We start from the raw sequence: 19,595 nt of genomic DNA on the forward strand, positions 1-19,595 counted from the left end.
CCCCCGTAAACGGGGGAAGTATTAAAAAAGTAATGTAGTCTGAAGATAAAAATTCTTCCCCCATTTATGGGGGATGGGACCATGTAAAGGAGATAAATATGAAAAAAGTAGCCATTATCCCAGCAAGAGCTGGTTCAAAAGGAATCAAAGATAAGAACCTACAACTTGTTGGAGGAATATCTCTAGTTGGGCGAGCCATTTTAGCCGCTCAAGAATCTGAATCTTTTGATGAAATTATTGTAACCTCAGATGGTGATAAAATTCTTGCCGAAGCAGAAAAATATGGAGCAATACCATTTCGTCGCCCTGCTGAATTGGCTCAAAGTGATACTAGAACAATTGATACTATTTTACATTGTGTTACAACGCTTGGATTAACAGAGGGTGTCACTGCACACTTTCAACCTACCAGCCCATTGCGTTCAGGTTTGGATATTCGTAATGCCATGGAATTATTCTTGGCAGGAAATTGCAAATCAGTCGTGTCAGCATGTGAATGTGAACACCACCCGTATAAATCTTTCATTTTGGACGAAAATCACAAAATTCTACCTATTAATCAATTAAGTGATTTTGAAGCTCCTCGTCAGTCATTACCTAAAGCTTATAGAGCAAATGGCGCAATTTACATCAACGATACCGCAAGTTTATTAAAAGAAAAAAATTTCTTTATTCCCGAAGTGAAGTTTTATTTAATGCCAAGTTACCGCTCTATTGATATTGATACAACATTGGATCTGCAACTTGCGGAAAGTTTGGTAAACAATGAAAGTTATTAAAGATAGTGCAATCTATCTATTTGGAGAGTTAGTTTCAAAATCAATTCCTTTTCTTTTACTGCCCTATTTATCTAGAAAATTAGGTGTAGAAGGATTTGGAGAACTCTCTTATTATCAAACATTTTTAGCACTATTTGTTATTTTTATTGGGTTAAGCCAAGAAGGCGCTGTCGCTCGCTATTTTTATCGATATGGAAAACGTTCTTTAGATTTAGTGGTAACAACGGGGTATGCTTATACTATTACGATAGGAGCTTTAGGGCTAATCGCCTGTTGGATAGCAAAATCTGAAATTATGTTTTATTTAGTATTAAGTAGCATATTTCAAGTATTTCTTGCAGTACAACTTAGTATAAGGCAATGTCAAAAACAAGCGTTTCCTTATACACTGATTCAATTAGGCTCAGCAATAACCAATGCAGTATTTACAGTATTAATATTGGAAATCTATGAAACCGCGTTGGCAGAAAAGCGTATTATTGCAGTACTATGTAGCAATATTTTTATTGCTGTTCTAGCTTATATTATTTATAAACGAAAAACAGCGACTAAAATTTTTAGCATCGCACAATATAAACTCGCATTATGGTATGTAATTGCTTTCGGATTTCCAATGATATTTCATCACGGAAGTTTCTTTATAAAAGGGCAACTAGATAGAATCTTTATTTATCACAGATTTAGCGAAGCTGATCTTGGTTTGTATGCGATGGGGGCGCAAATTGCGAGTATTTTATCTGTGGTTATTTTGGCAGTAAACAAAGCATTAGTTCCTTATTTATTTGAAAGATTAAAACAAGGCACCGTAACATTAAAACATTTACAAAAATGGGCAATGTATTCATTGTTTATTGTACCAATACCTTCATTGATAACACTATTAATTCCCGAACAACTATTTTTATGGTTGTTAGGTGAGCAGTTTCAGGGAGTGAAATACTATGTGGCACTATTCTTGCTTTCAACAAGTTTGATTATTCCCTATTTATTTTTAGTAAATTATCCGTTCTATCACGGAAAAACAAAACAGATTTCATATTGCTCTGTTTTATCGACAGGGATTTATTTGATTGCACTAGGTGGGTTAATGTTTACGGAGATTAGCTATATACCTTGGGCGAGTGTTTTAAGTAGTGTAATCATTTTGTATGTTCTAGGTAAATCTAGTAATAGGGATTTTAAAAATGAAAAAAAAATTAATAATTGTTAATTCTATGTTTGGATTAGTATATTCAATGATTTTGTTTGGTCATAAAAATGTAACTTTTGTAGTTAGTGATGGGATATCTAAAAAGATAAGAGAGAAACTATTAAAATTAGGCGTTGATGTATTTTATATTCCTTATCCAAAAGGAATTTTAAGTTATTTAAAATATATTTTAATATCTAGTATATTTAGTTTTTTTATTAGATATAAATATTCTGAATGCATTGGTCATGATCATTTATTTATATCTAATTTGCTAGCTAAACCATACGTTCTAATTGAAGATGGGTATGGTAATTATGCAAATTTAGGACCTAAACGAGGGGTTATATACAGTATTATATATAGAAAATGGTTGGGGTTAGGTCGAAGCGTCTTCTGTAAAAAAATTATTCTGACTGGCAGAAATATAATCCCTAGTGATATTTTGAATAAGGTTGTAACTATTCCTATATCTATTCTAGAACGTCCTTATATGCAGAGACTAAGTTGTATTATTAGTAAGTTGTTTGGCGTTGATCATACTTTGCTAGATAATGTTAAGTTTGTTATATATACACAACCGCTATATCAAGATGGATTTATCTCCAGAGAAGAGCATATTAATATATATTTAAGAATCATAAGAGATTCCATAAGGAATTTATCTGTCAATGAGTTTATATTATTGAAACCTCATCCAAGAGATAGTATAAACTATGAGGAGTTATTGAGCGAATATAAAAATTTATTATTTTTAGATAAGGATATTCCATCAGAATTTTTGGGGTTAATATATCCTAATTATAGCTTCCTTAAAGGAATATCTTTATTTTCTAGCTCTGGGTTAGGAGATGATAACCATACTTTTGTTGCTTCTAAATATTTAGATTCTCAGCAGATTATTAAAATGAAAATTCCAACGGATTTAATATGAATATAGTAATGCCCTTTTTGTTTATACTAGGTGTATCTATTATAAACTTTGGTTTGTTAACAATAATATTTTCGGCGTTAATTTTGTTAGGTGGGAAAAGGTTATTATTGAGATATTCCCTTTCTGAATGTTGTATTTACATTATTTTTATTGGGTATTTAATTATCGGATGGGAATTTTTTGAAGATAGCAATGATAAACTATATTTAATTTCTTTTTTGTATTTTTGTATTGCTGTTATCTTTGCTAAGATATTTTTAGGATTTGAAAGAGTTTATTATATAAAAGCTATAGAGTACTTTATCTATTTTTACATAGCAATTATTATTTTGCAATATATCTTATTTTTTACATTTAAAATATATCTTGATTTCCACAATATTATTACTTTGGGAGAATATCATAGTAGGATTGGTAGTAATACTATTTCTAGTTTGGGGATGATTAGAGCTACAGGGTTGTCAATTGAACCATCAAATGCATCTTCTACTATAGCATATTTGATATGTTTATATTTTGTTTTGGAAGATAATATATCTAAAAAATATCTAATATTATCTCCAGCGATTACATTATCATTCACATCAATATTAGTATTTATTCCTGTTTATTTTTTTAGTATATTATCAGGAAGTTTTAAAAAAAATAGCATACTTTATTTATTATTAGGTTGTATTGTTTTATATATCGGATATATAATTCTAGAATATAGGCTATCTTATGATGATTATGATGCAATTTCTTTTAGGAGCCTTATAATTTATTTTTTATTAGAAAGTAATTGGGTGAATTTATTGATTGGTCATGGTATTTATATGTCAGAAATCCCAATTCAATTGGGCAATTATACATTGTACCATTCAAATATAAGGGATGCAGGGTTGTTTTTTAATTTAATATTCTCTTTTGGGATACCTATAACTGTGATATTTTATTACATTTTTTTAAAAAAGTTATTTTCAATATCCATTCTTTCTGCGGTTTTATTTGTTGCATTAGGAATGCTCAAATTTGATTATATGCAACCTATTTTCTGGTTTGTCATGAGTATTATAGCTACGTATAAACCTAATAATCTAAGGAGATATTAGTGAATAAAAAAATTTTGATTGTTTCTCCTGCCTTAGTTTATGGAGGAGGAGAAAGTTACCTATTACAATTAAATAATATACTTAACCAATTAGGTTTTTTTACAGAATTTATTGTATCCAATGAGCGTTTGTTCAAAAATTTAGAATGTAATAATAAAAAACTTATTATGGCAAAAAATCAACATATAGCAGCGCTAAAATGTATCTTTTTAATCAGAAAAATTTTACGGGAGCACCAATATGATTTTGTAATTTTAAATGGCTTATCAGAGATAGGAGTTTTTTCTAATTTTATCTCGCATGAGAAGATCATTGTAATTGGGCATAGTAATGAAGAATGGTTAATATATAAACCTTATCGTATAGGTGTATTACATACTTTAAAAAGAGTAATTTCATATAAGTTTGATAAAAAATTATTTTTATTTATTGCTTTGAATGATATCACTGTTTCTAATACTAGATTATATGGGAATTTATATAAGAAAACAGTGAAGATTTATACAGGTATTGAGGCAATGAATGTAGTCAATGAATCTGATCCTAATATAATCTTTTTTGGTAGAATAGGTAGACTTATAGAAAAGAAAGGTAATCGTAATTTAATAAAAGCTTTTAGTGTTATTCATAAAGTATATCCTAATACTAAATTAGTATTTGCGGGAGATGGGTATAAGAGAAAAGAATTAGAGCAGTTGGCAAAAGATTTAGATATAAGTGATTCGGTTATATTTATGGGAGAAGTTAATCCGCAACAGTTTTATTCTAAAATAGATTGTATGATATCTCCTTCATTAAGCGAAGCCTTTCCAATGATTTTATTAGAGGCTATGTCATTAAAGATTCCTATTATATCTACTAATGTTGGAGGATGTACAGAAATTCTAGTTGATGGAAAAACCGCTAGATTGATTTCCCCTAATAATGTTTTAGAGTTACAAAAAGCAATGGTAGACTATATACAAAATAAAGAAACATACAAAAAGTTTTCAGAAGAGGCTTATAGTGTGTATTTGTCTAAATTTTCAACATTTTCATTTCTAAAGCAATGGGAGATGGTTTTAAAATCATGATTGTAGAGGATACTGTATTAGTTAAAGTAATTTCATTAAAAGATGAAATAGAAAAAAGACAACATATTATTAACGAGTTAAAAGAAGTCATGAATTTCTCTTTTTTTGATGCTATTGATGGAAGAGATTTATTGTCTATGAAATACTTTAAATATCTTAGGAGGTTAAGAGGTAGAGCTAAGAATAGAGGATATATCACTCCAAGTGAATTAGGATGTACGTTAAGTCATTTTTCCGTGTATCGTGATTTTTTAAATAGTGATAAGGAATGGTTATTAGTTCTAGAAGATGATGTAACTATAAATAGTAATTTATTTTTTCTATTGGAGAGTATTATTAATCAAAATTATAGTGACTATATTAATATTCTGGGGGGACAGGAGGGGTTGAAAAGACCTAGAGTGCTAGAGTTTCTTTTTCGAGAAAATATAAAAATTCTTAATTCCCCTTTTTATGGATTCTTTTTATATCGAACGTGTAGTTATTTGGTTTCTAGAGCTGTTGTGGAAAGATTGTATCATGTACATAAAAAGTTTTGTTATTTAGCAGATGATTGGGGGAATCTTGCTATTCAATCTAGTATCAAAGGTTTTACATATTGTAAGATTTTTTCTCATCCTGAAGATTTATCTAATTCTAGAATAGAGTGTGAAAGGAAATAACATGAATAATAAAGTCTCAATTATAACCCCTTGTTATAATTCTGAAAAATTCTTGTATGATGTATATAACTCTCTTTGTTGTCAGACTTTTAAGAATTTTGAATGGATTGTAGTTAATGATGCTTCTAATGATTCCACGAATGATATTATTGTCTCTTTCATTAAAGAGTCTAAGTTAGATATTCTTTATATAATAAATGATAAAAATGAAGGTGTATCATCATCTAGAAATAAAGGATTAGATTTAGCAACAGGAGATTATATTTGTTTCTTAGATTCTGATGATATTTGGTTGGAAAATAAATTATGGGTTCAATTGGATTTCATGACTAAGAATAATTTATATATATCATATATGGATTATAATCAAGTGAATGCTAACCTTGGGTTTGTTAAAAAAATAATTTCTCCAAATGAGTGTAATTTTCAACGTTTATTAAAATCTAATGTGATTGGAAACCTTACTTGTATGTTTAAGTCTGATATAGCTAAAAATATTAGGTTTGTTAATCATGGTCATGAGGATTATATTTTCTGGTTAAGTATTTTAAATTTAGGTTATAAAGCTCATAAAGTCGTAAGTAATAGTATACTCTGTCATCACCAAGTTTATCAAGGATCATTGTCCTCTAATAAATACAAAGCAGCTAAATGGCAATGGAGTATATATAGAAATATATTAAAACTAAGTACATTAAAATCTGTTTATTATTTTATTCATTATGCAATGAATGGAATTGTAAAACATATGTAATTGTCACAATTGAGAAGGAAAAATTAGTGAATAGTCTACAGAGATATGTTAATTTACTTAATAAATTACTCCCCAATATATTTTTTTCAGATGATAGTAATGTTCATATTGGACGTTATATTTCCTATCATGTTATTAGGGGTAAATGTGGATGGTAAATTTATTATTCCATTAATCATTAGTCAATTCATTATTTTAGCGCTATTTATAATATTGATGCGTTATCCTGGTAACCGTTCTGTCGGGTTTATTCCTAGTTCTGTTATCTCAGTTTATGGATGTCTTATTTTATTCTTAGCTATTTTTAGATTAAACTACTCCTCTCTATTGCTTATTTCTAGTTTTTTTATGAGCTTGCTTTCAGGTTTCATTCTATATTTTATTACGATACGGTTTTCAAAAAAACGTATTGCCATTATCCCCTTAGGTAACATACAGAATTTAGAAAAAATCACCACCGTAGATTGGATAAAATTAGAAAAACCAGATTTATCAGAAAAAACTTATGATGCAATTGTTGTCGATCTTTATTCAGAAGATCTAGCAGAAGAGTGGCAGAAATTTTTAGCTGAAACTGCGTTAATGAATATCAAAATATATAACGCTAAAAATTTAGAGGAATCATTAACAGGTCGTGTTAGATCTCGTTATTTTTATGAAAATGACTTAGGAACTCTTCAACCATCAGGAATTTATCAGATCATTAAAAGAGTCATTGATGTCATTGCTGTATTAGTCACTTTACCAATTACTATTTGTATTATGCTTATCACAGCAATTGCTATTCGCTTAGAAAGTAAAGGAAATGTTCTTTTTATACAAAAACGTGTAGGTCAAGGCAGGAAAGAATTTAATCTTTATAAATTCAGAAGTATGTGTCAAGATTCTGAAAAAGATGGTGCAAAATTTGCCACAACAAATGATATGCGTATAACAAAGGTAGGGAAATTTATTCGCAAAACGCGTATTGATGAATTGCCGCAATTTTTTAATGTATTAAAAGGGGACATGAGTTTAATAGGGCCACGGCCAGAACAGAAAGTATTTGTAGATAAGTTTATTAAAGAAATTCCTTTTTATAACTATCGACATATTGTAAAACCAGGTATTTCAGGTTGGGCACAAGTAATTCAAGGCTATACTGCCGACGTAAATGACACAAAAATAAAGCTACAATATGATTTATATTATATTAAGAATTTTTCTATTTGGTTAGATATTCTCATTGTTTTCAAGACAATTAAAACAATGCTCACTGGATTTGGTGCAAGGTAGGCAACGATATAAACTAATACATAAAACCTTAAGTAACAAACACTCTACATTATTGAGAATTTTTACAAAATCAAACCACTTGTTATAATAGACTTCTATTAATTATATAAATAAGGAACAAACTATGCGTAAACTAACTCAAGCTCTTATCGCCACCGGAATTGCTTTATCTTTATCTGGATGTGCTACAGTTTATCCTACGACACAATCTCCTATTAATTCAAATGTAAAAGTAAGAGGAGAAAAAGTAGATATTGCTAAAGCTGTTGATGCTTATTTAATTACCCCGTCTTTGGTTAAGCAATTAGCGCCTCGTGTATCTGTGGCTAAAGTTAATGCTCGATTAGAACAACAATTGAAAAGTTATCAATATAAAATTGGTGTAGGCGACGTGTTAAATGTGACAGTGTGGGATCACCCAGAGTTGACAACACCTGCAGGTGCTTATCGTTCAGCTGCTGAATCAGGTAACCAAGTCCATGCCAATGGAACGATTTTTTACCCTTATGTCGGAAAAGTTGAGGTTGTAGGACTAACGGTTAATCAGGTGAGAGATAAATTGGCGAAGCAGCTATCTGCCTATGTTACCGATCCTCAAATTGAAGTGACTGTTGCAGCATATCAATCTAAGAAAGCTTATGTAACAGGGGAAATTAAAAATCCTGGCCAGCAGTTTTTAACTAATGTTCCATTAACTTTATTAGATGCAGTGAATAAAGCTGGCGGTTTGTCTGAAAATGCTGACTGGCATAATGTGACTATTACTCGTCATGGTAAAGAGGAGAAAGTCTCTTTAGCAGAATTGATTCAATTTGGTAATTTAACGCAGAATCGTTTGTTATCTGATGGCGATGTGGTTCATATTCCACGCAATGATGCGAATAAGGTGTTTATTGTGGGGGAAGTGTCAAAACCTCAGATGTTGAAAATTACTCATTATGGTATGACGTTAACCGAAGCAATTGCTCAGAGTGGGGGAATTGATAAATTATCTGCAGATGCAACGGGTATTTTTGTTATTCGTGGTCAACGTGATGTAAATAAGTCAACGGTTTCAAATGAAGCTGAAAAAACAGATAAGATTGCAGATATTTATCAATTGGATTTGACTAATGCAACTTCCTATGTATTAGGAACAGAGTTTTATTTAAAACCTTATGACATTGTTTATGTGACAACAGCGCCAGCAACTCGTTGGAATAGAGTGATTGCCCATGTTGTTCCATCATTATCTGGTTTCAATAATCTAACAGAGTCTATCTTAAGAGTGAGGAATTGGTAATTAATGTTTGGAAGTATTTTAGTTGTTTGTATCGGTAATATATGCCGCTCCCCCGTCGGAGAAAAATTATTAAAACAATATTTTCCTGAAAAGCGTATTTTTTCAGCAGGTATTTCAGCTGAGCGTAGCCATTTAGTTGGAAAAGGTGTAGATCCAACAATGCAACAAGTTGCTATTTCTCGTGGAGTGGATCTTTCTGAACATCGTTCACAGCAATTAACGTCTGAACTATGTAAGAATGTAGACTTGATTCTTGTCATGGAAAAAGGTCATATTGACTTGGTTCGACAAATTTCACCAGAAAGTTCTGGAAAAGTCATGTTATTTGGTCATTGGTTGGATAGCAATAAAGATATTCCAGATCCTTATCGTCAAAGTGAAGATATGTTCCGAGAGGTTTATGCATTGATTGAGGATGCAGCATTGAGATGGAAATTGAAACTCTAATTTTAAGGCAGTTAAAAGATGAATGAAAATAATCATGATGAAATTGATTTAGTAAAGTTGTTGGGGGCTTTATTAGATTATAAGTGGTGGATAGCTCTTTTTACATTGTTGGTGACGTTATTTGGTGTTGCTCATGTTTTACTAGCTCCGCCTGTTTACACTGCGAATGCTTCAATTCAAGTAGAAAGTAAATCTTCAAGGGGGCTTTTAAACGATTTCCCAGGAGTTTTAGAGGGTGAATCATCTTCAAGTACTGAAATTGCAATTTTAAAATCAAGAATGGTTTTATCTAATACTGTTGAGCAACTTAATTTAACTACGGTAGTTGAACCTCAATTCTCGATCCCTTTTCTTAGTAAAGGTCTTCATCGTTTGATGGGATATGAACCACAATTGTCGCTCTCTTTATTTGAGCCTAAGAATCCTCAGATGAAAGAGATGATTTTGGAGGTTGGGGAGAATGCTGGAGAGTTCTCATTATTTTTCGCAGATGAAAAAGTTCTTGAAGGGAGCATTGGGAAAAAGTATCAAACGGAAGATTTTTCGTTTGCGATTTCTGAATTAGAGGCTAAGCCAGGACAATTATTTAAAATTAAAAAGAATGATGTGTTGTTAGCAATTAACTCTTTACAAAAACAAATTTCGGTAACAGAGAGTGGTAAGCAGACAGGCATTATTGAAATTTCTATTAATGGAGAGAATAAAGCTCAAATTAAGAAGATAGTAAAGAGTGTATCTGAAAATTATTTGCTGCAAAATATTGTTCGTGATTCTGCAGAAGCGTCTAAGAGTTTAGAGTTTTTGTCTAAACAATTACCAGAACTTAAAGCTCGTTTGGCAGAGTCTGAGAATAATTTGAATGAATTCCGCTTAAAAAATGAATCAGTAGATCTCAGTCTAGAAGCCAAATCAGCATTAGATACTATAGTTCAGTTAGAAGCAGATTTAAATGAGTTAGCATTAAAGGAGAGTGAAATTTCTCAGAAATTCACTCGAAATCACCCTGCTTATGTTGCTTTGATTGATAAGCGTAAAGTATTAAATGAGGAAAAAATTCGTTTAAATAAACAAGTAGAACGTTTACCTAATACTCAAAAAGAGGTTATTCGGTTAACTCGAGATTTGGAGGTAAACCAGCAAATTTATATTCAATTGTTGAATAAAATGCAAGAGTTAGAAATTGTTAAGGCTAGTACGGTAGGAAATGTTCGTATTTTAGACGAGGCGCAAGTTTTTCCTAATGCCGTTTCACCTAGAAAAATGATTGTGGTTGCCTTGGCATTTATGTTAGGACTTATCTTTGCCTCAATTACTGCGATAGCGAAAACGCTACTACATAGAGGTATTGAGGGAACATCTGAATTAGATGTGTTAGGCTTGCCAACGTATGCTACGATTCCATATTCAAATGAACAGCCTATTTTTTCTAAGCATAAGGTTCAGCGTTTTACATTATTGTCGGAGTCAACGCCTACAGATCCAGCAGTTGAGGCTTTGCGTAGTTTGCGTACAAGTTTGCATTTTGCAATGTTAGAAGCTAAAAATAATATATTAATGATTTCTGGAGCTTCTCCGTCTGTGGGAAAAAGTTTTATTTCAACCAATTTGGCTAATGTTCTTGCTAAAGCTGGGCATAAAGTGTTGTTAATTGATGCAGATTTAAGAAGGAGTTATTTGCGTCGATTATTAGGTTTAGCAAAAGAGGTTGGATTGAGTGATGTGATTGCACAGCAAATTCCTTTTGAACAAGTGATTCAACATTATGATAATTTTGATATTATTGTTAAAGGAGAAACTCCACCAAATCCATCTGAATTACTATCTAATGCTCGTTTTCAGGCACTATTAGAATGGGCAGCAAAAGAATATGATTTAGTGATAGTGGATACAGCGCCTATTTTGGCTGTTACAGATGCAGCTATTATTGGTAGGTATGCGGGAACATCTTTACTTGTTGGGCGTTTTGGTGAAACTACACTTAAAGAAGTTGGATTAGCTAAAGAACGTTTTGAACGTGCAGGGGTCTTTATTAAAGGTTTTATTTTGAATGGTATAAAACGTAAGGCTTCTAATCGTTATGATTATTATCAATATGATTACAAATAGTTGCTAACTTTGTAATCTTGACGTAAGCGGTGGGATTTTAACTATGGTTATAAAAATAGTTTAGAATTTCGCCGCTTAGTGTTTTATCTAAACTTTAAAATAATGTTTATGTGAATAAGATTAGCAAATTGATTAAAAAAACCTTTTGATTTAATTTGTGTAAAAATATTGACTAAATTAGTAGGGTATATAGAATTCTTTCCTAACAATCGAGCATTTTTAAAAAGTTTGAGTATGAAATTAACTTCACGAGGACGTTATGCTGTAACTGCAATTTTAGATATTGCGTTGCATGGCAAAGATATGCCAGTGAGTTTGGCAGATATTTCAGATCGCCAAGCCATTTCACTTTCTTATTTAGAGCAACTTTTTGCACAACTTCGCCGAGAAGGTCTTGTGCATAGCGTGAGAGGTCCTGGCGGTGGCTACCAATTAGGAAAATCTGTTGAAGAAATCAATGTGGGAATGATTATTGCCGCTGTAAATGAGAGTGTTGATGTATCTAAATGTAAAGGCAATGGAAATTGCAGTAATAACAGTCGTTGTTTAACCCATTCGCTGTGGGAGCGTTTAGAAAATCAAATCGAACAGTATTTACATACGATAACTTTAGTCGAATTAGTTGAAGAAAATAGCGATCACGATTGTGAGACTTCTCACTGCCACGATCATCACCATTAATCTTATAAAAATCTCTTAGTTAGGAGTAACAATGAAATTACCAATTTATTTGGACTACGCAGCAACTACGCCCGTTGATGAGCGTGTTGCAAAAAAAATGATGGAATATATGACAAAGGACGGCGTGTTTGGTAACCCTGCATCTCGTTCTCACAAATTTGGTTGGGAAGCAGAAGAAGCGGTTGATGTAGCTCGTAATCAAATCGCTGATTTAATCGGTGCAGATGCTCGTGAAATCGTATTTACTTCAGGTGCAACCGAGTCTGACAACCTGGCAATTAAAGGTGCAGCACATTTCTACCAAACCAAAGGTAAACACATTATCACTGTTAAAACTGAACATAAAGCCGTATTAGATACGTGCCGTCAGTTAGAGCGTGAAGGTTTTGAAGTCACTTATTTAGAGCCTGAAACAACAGGTTTAGTGGATATTGCAAAATTCGAAGCTGCAATTCGTCCAGACACAATTTTAGTTTCCGTAATGCATGTGAACAATGAGATCGGTGTTATTCAACCAATCGAAGAGATCGGTAAAATCTGCCGTGCGAAAAAAATCATTTTCCACGTGGATGCAACACAATCAGTGGGTAAAATCCCTGTGGACGTTCAAGCATTAAACGTAGATTTAATGTCTTTCTCAAGTCATAAACTTTACGGGCCAAAAGGTATCGGCGGTTTATATGTTTGCCGTAAGCCTCGTGTACGTTTAGAAGCGATTATTCACGGTGGTGGCCACGAGCGTGGTATGCGTTCAGGTACATTACCTGTTCACCAAATCGTGGGTATGGGTGAAGCATATCGTATCGCAAAAGAAGAAATGGTAACTGAAATGCCACGCATCAAAGCACTTCGTGACCGTTTATTTAACGGTTTCAAAGATATGGATGAAGTGTATGTGAACGGTACGATGGAAGCAGGTAAACGTGTAGATAGCAACTTGAACATCAGCTTTAACTTCGTTGAAGGTGAGTCAATGATGATGTCGTTAAAAGACATTGCGGTATCTTCGGGTTCTGCGTGTACATCTGCAAGTTTAGAGCCATCTTATGTACTTCGTGCATTAGGCTTAAACGATGAATTAGCACACAGCTCAATCCGTTTCTCAATCGGTCGTTGGACAACGGAAGAAGAGGTCGATCACACTATCGAAATCGTGAAAAAAGCAGTAACTAAATTACGCGAACTTTCACCACTTTGGGATATGTTCAAAGAAGGTATCGACTTAAACTCAATTGAGTGGTCGCATCATTAAAATGAAATTCTTCCCCCATGTAATGGGGGAAGTACCTTGCGAAGCAAGGTGATGGGGGCAAATAATCAAGTAAATTTTTCTATATATTCAATCCCCCTTCGGTTTCGCTTCGCTCAACCACTTCCCCCGTAAACGGGGGCAGAATAAAACAGAGGAATTAAAAAATGGCATACAGCGATAAAGTTATTGATCACTATGAAAACCCACGTAACGTAGGTTCATTCGACAAAAAAGCATCAGATATCGGTACAGGTATGGTGGGCGCACCAGCGTGTGGTGACGTAATGCAACTTCAAATTAAAGTGAACAAACAAGGTATCATTGAAGATGCTCGTTTCAAAACTTACGGTTGCGGTTCAGCGATTGCATCAAGCTCATTAATTACTGAATGGGTAAAAGGCAAATCATTAGATGAAGCTCAAGCAATCAAAAACAGCGACATCGCAGAAGAGCTTGAATTGCCACCAGTAAAAGTACACTGCTCAATTCTTGCAGAAGATGCAATTAAAGCAGCGATTGCAGATTACAAAGAGAAAAACGGTAAGTAATCTCTAACAAGCGGTTAGTTTTTGCAAAAAATTTGCAAAATCTGACCGCTTGCGTTTAAAGCGGTTGTAGGGTGGGTTTTAACCCACCATCTCTTTCATTAATGGTGGGTTAAAACCCACCCTACAAACGTTTTAGTAAATCAATTCATTAGGAGAAAAAATGAGTATCACCCTAACAGAAACTGCGGCAGATCGTGTTCGTACCTTCCTTGAAAACCGTGGCAAAGGCATCGGTTTAAGGCTGGGTGTCAAAACATCGGGCTGTTCAGGGTTAGCTTATGTCCTTGAATTTGTTGATGTATTAAACGAAGATGATCACGTTTTTGAACAACACGGTGTTAAAATTATTGTAGATGAAAAAAGCCTTGTTTACCTCAGTGGCACGGAATTAGATTTTGTCAAAGAAGGATTAAACGAAGGATTTAAGTACAACAACCCAAATGTGAAGAATGAATGTGGTTGTGGTGAAAGTTTTAACGTCTAAGAGGTTATGATGTCAAATCCATTTACGCTTTTTGATCTGCCTGTGCAATTCCAAGTAGATAATGCTCAACTGTCTGAGCGTTATTTAGCCTTACAAAAATCGCTTCACCCCGATAATTTTGCGGCAAGTTCTGCGACAGAACAGCGTTTAGCAATGCAGAAATCGGCGGAAATTAATGATGCGTTACATATTCTCAAAGATCCGATTTTGCGTGCTGAAGCGATCATCGCTATTCATACGGGCGAACAGCAAGATATTGAGCAAAAAAGTAACCGAGATATGGCGTTTTTAATGCAACAAATGGAATGGCGTGAAACCTTAGAAAGCATTGAAACCACAAAAAACGAAGCGGATCTCACCGCTTTCGCCCAAGAGATTGAACAACAGCAAAAAGCCATTTTACAACAACTTGAGCAAGCTCTTAATGCACAACAATGGGCGGATGCACTAGCCATTAACGACAAACTTCGTTTTATTAAAAAATTATTGGTAGAAATTGAACGAGTAGAAGAGAAGTTGTTTGAGTTTTAATTATGGCAGATTCGCCATAATTAAAATATCCGATTATTTGACGAGTGAATTAACATGTCTAACTTACAGATTCCAACGAGTGCGAATATATTATTCTATACAACACCTGATGAATCAGTAAAAGTGAATGTCTTTTACCAAGATGAGACTTTTTGGCTTTCTCAAAAAAGTATGGCTGAGTTGTTTGGTGTTGATGTTCCGGCTATTTCTAAACACTTAGATAATATCTATAGTACAGGGGAGCTTGTTCAATTTTCAACCATTTCCAAAATGGAAATAGTTCAACAAGAAGGTCATCGCCAAGTTACTCGTTTGACGAATGTTTATAATTTAGATGCAATTATTGCTGTCGGATATCGTGTAAACAGTCGGGAAGCAACACAATTTCGAATTTGGGCAACTCAAGTTTTACGTGAATTTATTTTAAAAGGTTTTGTACTTGATGATGAGCGTTTGAAACAAGGTAAACAGTTTGGTTTAGATTATTTTACTAATCTTGTTGAACGTATTCGTGAAATTAGAGCTTCTGAGCGACGATTTTACGAGAAAATTACCGATATTTATGCTCTAGCCAGTGATTATGATAAATCTTCCGCCCATACAAAACGCTTTTTTTCCACTGTTCAAAATAAATTACATTGGGCGATTACAGGCAAAACAGCTGCAGAGTTGATTTATACACAAGCCGATGCAGAAGCTATAAATATGGGATTAACAACTTGGAAAAATGCACCGGATGGAAAAATTTTAAAGAGTGATGTCAGTATTGCTAAAAATTATTTAAGCGAGCAACATATTAAAGAGTTAGAACAGTTGGTTTCAGCTTATTTAGATTTAGCAGAGAATAGAGCTACTCGCCAAATTTTAACATCAATGGCAGAATGGGAAACTTTTTTAGATAGCTTCTTAACTTTATCAAATTATCCGATTTTACGAGATAAAGGAAAAATAAGTCACGAAATGGCAAAATTAAAAGCTGAACAGGAATATGATAAATTTAGAATAAAGCAGGATCGTATTTACAGAAGTGATTTTAATCATTTTTTAGAAGCGACATTGAAACTAAAAAAGTAAAAATTGAGCGAGTAGAAGAGAAGTTGTTTGAATTTTAATTGTGTGGTATTCGCATAAAAGAAAGTAGGGACGCCACGCGTGGCGTCCCTACATAGAAAAATAAATATGAAAACCCTCGAAGAGCTGAATGATAAACAAAAATCCGCTTGGACAATTATGCAAGATTGGTTCAAGCAAGCGAATAACCATTATGAAATCCTGCCGAGAGATGTGGAAAATGCAGGGGCAGAATTGGTGGGAATGCAGTTACCGACAAGTATGCCACTGGGTGCGGTAATTTATGAAACGGGCGGTATTTTAGTCGATCACGGCTGGTTACGCATTTTAGGTTCGGGTAATGAGAAACTGCCACGCGGTTTGTTTGAGTGGAATTTTGGTAAAACCTTTGAACAATCGGGCGAAAGACCGTTTCATTTACTGATTGCTGATGATGCCATTGGTGGTTATTTTGCGGTGAACGGGGGCGGATTAGGCGAAAAAGTCGGTTTAGTTCATTATTTCCACCCGAAAAAGCAGAAATGGGAAAGTATTGGCTTAAATTATTCACAATTTATCGGCTGGGCATTAACTGCCGATATTGCTAGTTTTTACCACAGCCTGCGTAGTGAAAATTGGCAAGCTGAGATTGCAGATTTAAACGGCAATCAAGTGATAAATTTAGACACAAAACAAAAACAACCGATTGAACGCCATTATCAAGCGACATTTGCGCCTGATGATATGGGGTATACGGTGAATTAACATAATCCCTTCCCCCGTTTACGGGGGAAGGTGCCGAAGTCGGATGGGGGGCAAACGAAGTTTGCAAAATTTTTTCAAAATCAAACCGCTTGTAGTTGTCCTAACGGACAATCCCCTCTCCCTAGCCCTCCCCCGTAAACGGGGGAGGGGAATGAGTTATAGAGAGATAATAAAATGGCATTACTTCAAATTGCAGAACCAGGGCAAACGGCAGCGCCGCACCAACATCGCTTGGCGGTGGGGATTGACCTTGGGACGACAAATTCTTTAGTAGCAACGGTGCGTAGCGGACAAGCTCAGGTATTACTTGATGAGAAAGAGCGTGCGTTAGTGCCGTCAGTAGTACATTATGCGGCTGAGAATAAAGTTGTTGGTGTGGAAGCCTTTGAGCAAGCAGCAGCTGATCCGCAACATACAGTGATTTCTGTAAAGCGTTTAATTGGTCGTTCTTTGGCAGATGTTGAACAGCGTTATCCAAATCTGCCTTATCAATTTGTTGCGACGGATAACGGCTTGCCGTTAATTCAAACGCCACAAGGCAATAAAAGCCCGATTGAAGTGTCTGCCGATATTTTAAGTCACTTAAATCAATTTGCAGAAAAATGCTTGGCGGGTGAATTGGCTGGCGTGGTGATTACTGTGCCTGCCTATTTTGATGATGCACAACGTCAAAGTACCAAAGATGCCGCTCGTTTGGCGGGGCTTAATGTATTGCGTTTATTAAATGAGCCAACTGCTGCGGCTATTGCTTATGGCTTGGATAGCGGTCAAGAAGGCGTGATTGCTGTATATGACTTAGGTGGCGGTACTTTTGATATTTCGATTTTACGCCTGAGCCGTGGTGTATTTGAAGTTTTGGCAACAGGTGGCGATACCGCTTTAGGTGGCGATGATTTCGATCATCTGTTAGCGAATTGGATTGCGGAACAAGCAGGTATTCAGCCAAATACAGCAAGTCAGCAACGTGAACTACTTACTCTTGCCACTCAAGTGAAAATTGGCTTATCACAAGCGGACAGTTTTACTGCAAAATTTGCAAATTGGCAGGGTGAAATCAGCCGTTTGCAATTTAATGAGCTAATCCAACCGCTTGTAAAACGCTCGTTAATGACTTGTCGCCGAGCCTTGAAAGATGCTGGGGTAGAAGCTCAAGAAGTGCGTGAAGTTGTGATGGTTGGTGGCTCAACGAGAGTACCTTTTGTGCGTGAACAAGTAGGCGAATTTTTCGGCAAAACGCCATTAACCTCTATTGACCCCGATAAAGTGGTGGCGTTGGGTGCAGCTATTCAAGCGGATATTTTAGTCGGCAATAAGCCTGATGCAGAAATGTTGTTGCTAGATGTTGTACCACTTTCGCTAGGGATCGAAACGATGGGCGGATTGGTGGAAAAAATCATTCCTCGCAATACCACTATTCCTGTGGCAAAAGCACAAGAGTTCACCACATTTAAAGATGGGCAGACAGCGATGACGGTTCACGTTGTACAAGGTGAACGTGAGTTAGTCGATGATTGCCGTTCACTTGGACGTTTTACCTTGCGTGGTATTCCACCGATGGTCGCTGGTGCGGCACACATTCGCGTGACTTATCAAGTCGATGCGGACGGGTTACTGAGTGTCACCGCAATGGAAAAATCAACCAAAGTGCAAGCGTCTATCCAAATTAAGCCGTCTTACGGTTTAACGGACGAAGAAGTCACCGAAATGATTAAATCGTCAATGACGAATGCGAAGCAAGATATGGAAGCCCGTCAGCTGGCGGAACAGCGTGTGGAGGCAGATCGTGTGATTGATAGCGTTGTCATTGCGTTGCAAGAAGATGGTGCAGAGCTACTTTCGGTTGATGAATTTAAAGGGATTGAAGCGGAATTACAGAAATTGATTTACGCAAAACAAGGAACAGATCGCCAAGCTATCCAGCAAGGTATTAAAGATCTTGATATTGCCACCCAAGAATTTGCCGCTAGACGAATGAATTTATCCATTCAAAAAGCCTTAGCAGGTAAGGCGGTTGATGAGGTGATGGGATAAAATCCAGTAGGGACACACTGCGTGTGTCCGCAAAATAAATAACGGACACACGCAGTGTGTCCCTACAAATAAACAGAAGATATTAGAGGACATTATGCCAAAAATTGTTTTTCTTCCACACGAAGAATTTTGCCCAGAGGGTATGGTTGTTGAAGCTCAAGCGGGTGAAAACTTATTAGAAGTTGCTCACAATGCAGGAGTTGAAATTCATCACGCTTGTGACTGTTCTTGTGCTTGCACTACTTGTCACGTTGTAATTCGTGAAGGTTTTGACAGCTTAAATGAAACATCAGATCAAGAAGAAGATATGTTAGACAAAGCGTGGGGCTTAGAAATCGACAGCCGCTTGTCTTGTCAATGTATTGTGGGTGAAGAAGATCTCGTTGTTGAAATTCCAAAATATAACTTAAACCACGCAAATGAGGCAGCACACTAATGAAATGGACTGATGTAAGAATGATCGCAGAAAATCTGTATGATATGAACCCAGATTTAGATCCAACCACCGTGCGTTTTACTGATATGCATAAATGGATCTGTGAGATGGAAGATTTTGAGGATGATCCAGAAGCGTCAAATGAACATATCTTGGAAGCGATTTTAACGATTTGGTTAGAAGAGTATGAATAACCCCATAGGGCTGTAAAACAAAAAGTTGGTA

21 protein-coding genes are annotated in these 19,595 nt (G+C 34.9%); all 21 read left to right on the plus strand.

Translation table 11 applies throughout. The features are described from left to right. Window positions 1–98: 98 nt before the first annotated feature. Window positions 99–779: an acylneuraminate cytidylyltransferase family protein gene (locus B0183_RS06540; protein ID WP_010785910.1), complete on the plus strand. Its 681-nt coding sequence runs from the start codon at window positions 99–101 to the stop codon at window positions 777–779. Further along, a complete protein-coding gene (locus B0183_RS06545; protein ID WP_078208541.1) occupies window positions 766–1,989 on the plus strand; it encodes a flippase in 1,224 nt (407 codons plus the stop codon). The genes B0183_RS06540 and B0183_RS06545 overlap by 14 nt, the downstream gene beginning before the upstream one ends. After that, a complete protein-coding gene (locus tag B0183_RS06550; protein WP_035519706.1) occupies window positions 1,964–2,902 on the plus strand; it encodes a glycosyltransferase family 52 in 939 nt (312 codons plus the stop codon). Before B0183_RS06545 ends, B0183_RS06550 begins: the two co-directional genes overlap by 26 nt. After that, window positions 2,899–3,993: a hypothetical protein gene (locus tag B0183_RS06555; RefSeq protein WP_035519708.1), complete on the plus strand. Its 1,095-nt coding sequence runs from the start codon at window positions 2,899–2,901 to the stop codon at window positions 3,991–3,993. The genes B0183_RS06550 and B0183_RS06555 overlap by 4 nt, the downstream gene beginning before the upstream one ends. After that, window positions 3,993–5,066: a glycosyltransferase gene (locus B0183_RS06560; protein ID WP_051621642.1), complete on the plus strand. Its 1,074-nt coding sequence runs from the start codon at window positions 3,993–3,995 to the stop codon at window positions 5,064–5,066. The genes B0183_RS06555 and B0183_RS06560 overlap by 1 nt, the downstream gene beginning before the upstream one ends. Continuing rightward, on the plus strand, window positions 5,042–5,728 hold the full coding sequence (locus B0183_RS06565) for a glycosyltransferase family 25 protein (protein WP_078208542.1): 687 nt from the start codon (window positions 5,042–5,044) through the stop codon (window positions 5,726–5,728). Before B0183_RS06560 ends, B0183_RS06565 begins: the two co-directional genes overlap by 25 nt. Window position 5,729: 1 nt before the next feature. After that, on the plus strand, window positions 5,730–6,482 hold the full coding sequence (locus B0183_RS06570; protein WP_035493560.1) for a glycosyltransferase family 2 protein: 753 nt from the start codon (window positions 5,730–5,732) through the stop codon (window positions 6,480–6,482). 147 nt (window positions 6,483–6,629) lie between these two features. Continuing rightward, window positions 6,630–7,757: a sugar transferase gene (locus B0183_RS06575; protein ID WP_234802043.1), complete on the plus strand. Its 1,128-nt coding sequence runs from the start codon at window positions 6,630–6,632 to the stop codon at window positions 7,755–7,757. 124 nt (window positions 7,758–7,881) lie between these two features. Then, window positions 7,882–9,039, plus strand: coding sequence for a polysaccharide export protein (locus B0183_RS06580; RefSeq protein WP_035523896.1), 1,158 nt, complete (start codon window positions 7,882–7,884; stop codon window positions 9,037–9,039). Between the two features lie 3 nt (window positions 9,040–9,042). Continuing rightward, window positions 9,043–9,486, plus strand: a complete 444-nt coding sequence (locus B0183_RS06585) for a low molecular weight protein-tyrosine-phosphatase (RefSeq protein WP_010785901.1) — start codon at window positions 9,043–9,045, stop codon at window positions 9,484–9,486. Window positions 9,487–9,504: 18 nt separating this feature from the next. Then, window positions 9,505–11,592, plus strand: coding sequence for a polysaccharide biosynthesis tyrosine autokinase (locus tag B0183_RS06590; RefSeq protein WP_078208544.1), 2,088 nt, complete (start codon window positions 9,505–9,507; stop codon window positions 11,590–11,592). Window positions 11,593–11,826: 234 nt separating this feature from the next. Further along, window positions 11,827–12,273, plus strand: coding sequence for an Rrf2 family transcriptional regulator (locus B0183_RS06595; protein WP_075630551.1), 447 nt, complete (start codon window positions 11,827–11,829; stop codon window positions 12,271–12,273). A gap of 31 nt (window positions 12,274–12,304) precedes the next feature. Then, window positions 12,305–13,525 carry an IscS subfamily cysteine desulfurase gene (locus tag B0183_RS06600; RefSeq protein ID WP_021113876.1) on the plus strand — a complete coding sequence of 407 codons (1,221 nt, stop codon included), beginning with the start codon at window positions 12,305–12,307 and terminating at the stop codon, window positions 13,523–13,525. A 164-nt stretch (window positions 13,526–13,689) separates the two neighbouring features. Further along, the gene (gene iscU / locus B0183_RS06605) at window positions 13,690–14,073 is read left to right on the plus strand and encodes a Fe-S cluster assembly scaffold IscU (RefSeq protein ID WP_005714639.1); all 384 of its coding nucleotides are present in this window, start codon (window positions 13,690–13,692) and stop codon (window positions 14,071–14,073) included. A 160-nt stretch (window positions 14,074–14,233) separates the two neighbouring features. Beyond that, window positions 14,234–14,557, plus strand: a complete 324-nt coding sequence (gene iscA, locus B0183_RS06610) for an iron-sulfur cluster assembly protein IscA (RefSeq protein WP_010785898.1) — start codon at window positions 14,234–14,236, stop codon at window positions 14,555–14,557. 9 nt (window positions 14,558–14,566) lie between these two features. Beyond that, entirely contained in the window at window positions 14,567–15,088 is a 522-nt protein-coding gene (gene hscB / locus B0183_RS06615; RefSeq protein ID WP_010785897.1) for a Fe-S protein assembly co-chaperone HscB, read from the plus strand. A gap of 54 nt (window positions 15,089–15,142) precedes the next feature. Beyond that, window positions 15,143–16,162: a virulence RhuM family protein gene (locus B0183_RS06620; RefSeq protein ID WP_005714644.1), complete on the plus strand. Its 1,020-nt coding sequence runs from the start codon at window positions 15,143–15,145 to the stop codon at window positions 16,160–16,162. 105 nt (window positions 16,163–16,267) lie between these two features. Continuing rightward, window positions 16,268–16,903: a DUF2625 family protein gene (locus B0183_RS06625; RefSeq protein ID WP_078208545.1), complete on the plus strand. Its 636-nt coding sequence runs from the start codon at window positions 16,268–16,270 to the stop codon at window positions 16,901–16,903. 174 nt (window positions 16,904–17,077) lie between these two features. Further along, window positions 17,078–18,934 (plus strand): Fe-S protein assembly chaperone HscA, encoded by a 1,857-nt coding sequence (hscA, locus tag B0183_RS06630; protein ID WP_078208546.1) that lies wholly within the window; start codon window positions 17,078–17,080, stop codon window positions 18,932–18,934. Between the two features lie 94 nt (window positions 18,935–19,028). Continuing rightward, window positions 19,029–19,370 (plus strand): ISC system 2Fe-2S type ferredoxin, encoded by a 342-nt coding sequence (gene fdx / locus B0183_RS06635; protein ID WP_010785894.1) that lies wholly within the window; start codon window positions 19,029–19,031, stop codon window positions 19,368–19,370. Continuing rightward, a complete protein-coding gene (gene iscX, locus B0183_RS06640; protein ID WP_010785893.1) occupies window positions 19,370–19,564 on the plus strand; it encodes a Fe-S cluster assembly protein IscX in 195 nt (64 codons plus the stop codon). The genes fdx and iscX overlap by 1 nt, the downstream gene beginning before the upstream one ends. Window positions 19,565–19,595 lie beyond the last annotated feature (31 nt).

Source organism: Glaesserella parasuis (assembly GCF_002015085.1).
GTDB classification, from domain to species: domain Bacteria; phylum Pseudomonadota; class Gammaproteobacteria; order Enterobacterales; family Pasteurellaceae; genus Glaesserella; species Glaesserella parasuis.

Excerpts from the sequence above, each read along its gene's own strand:
- B0183_RS06545 (WP_078208541.1), top strand. The coding sequence starts at position 766 with ATGAAAGTTATTAAAGATAGTGCAATCTATCTATTTGGAGAGTTAGTT.
- B0183_RS06620 (WP_005714644.1), top strand. The coding sequence starts at position 15,143 with ATGTCTAACTTACAGATTCCAACGAGTGCGAATATATTATTCTATACA.
- B0183_RS06565 (WP_078208542.1), top strand. The coding sequence starts at position 5,042 with ATGGGAGATGGTTTTAAAATCATGATTGTAGAGGATACTGTATTAGTT.
- B0183_RS06600 (WP_021113876.1), top strand. The coding sequence starts at position 12,305 with ATGAAATTACCAATTTATTTGGACTACGCAGCAACTACGCCCGTTGAT.
- B0183_RS06555 (WP_035519708.1), top strand. The coding sequence starts at position 2,899 with ATGAATATAGTAATGCCCTTTTTGTTTATACTAGGTGTATCTATTATA.
- hscA (WP_078208546.1), top strand. The coding sequence starts at position 17,078 with ATGGCATTACTTCAAATTGCAGAACCAGGGCAAACGGCAGCGCCGCAC.
- hscB (WP_010785897.1), top strand. The coding sequence starts at position 14,567 with ATGTCAAATCCATTTACGCTTTTTGATCTGCCTGTGCAATTCCAAGTA.
- B0183_RS06540 (WP_010785910.1), top strand. The coding sequence starts at position 99 with ATGAAAAAAGTAGCCATTATCCCAGCAAGAGCTGGTTCAAAAGGAATC.
- B0183_RS06570 (WP_035493560.1), top strand. The coding sequence starts at position 5,730 with ATGAATAATAAAGTCTCAATTATAACCCCTTGTTATAATTCTGAAAAA.
- B0183_RS06590 (WP_078208544.1), top strand. The coding sequence starts at position 9,505 with ATGAATGAAAATAATCATGATGAAATTGATTTAGTAAAGTTGTTGGGG.
- B0183_RS06585 (WP_010785901.1), top strand. The coding sequence starts at position 9,043 with ATGTTTGGAAGTATTTTAGTTGTTTGTATCGGTAATATATGCCGCTCC.
- B0183_RS06580 (WP_035523896.1), top strand. The coding sequence starts at position 7,882 with ATGCGTAAACTAACTCAAGCTCTTATCGCCACCGGAATTGCTTTATCT.
- iscA (WP_010785898.1), top strand. The coding sequence starts at position 14,234 with ATGAGTATCACCCTAACAGAAACTGCGGCAGATCGTGTTCGTACCTTC.
- iscX (WP_010785893.1), top strand. The coding sequence starts at position 19,370 with ATGAAATGGACTGATGTAAGAATGATCGCAGAAAATCTGTATGATATG.
- B0183_RS06625 (WP_078208545.1), top strand. The coding sequence starts at position 16,268 with ATGAAAACCCTCGAAGAGCTGAATGATAAACAAAAATCCGCTTGGACA.
- B0183_RS06550 (WP_035519706.1), top strand. The coding sequence starts at position 1,964 with ATGAAAAAAAAATTAATAATTGTTAATTCTATGTTTGGATTAGTATAT.
- fdx (WP_010785894.1), top strand. The coding sequence starts at position 19,029 with ATGCCAAAAATTGTTTTTCTTCCACACGAAGAATTTTGCCCAGAGGGT.
- B0183_RS06595 (WP_075630551.1), top strand. The coding sequence starts at position 11,827 with ATGAAATTAACTTCACGAGGACGTTATGCTGTAACTGCAATTTTAGAT.
- iscU (WP_005714639.1), top strand. The coding sequence starts at position 13,690 with ATGGCATACAGCGATAAAGTTATTGATCACTATGAAAACCCACGTAAC.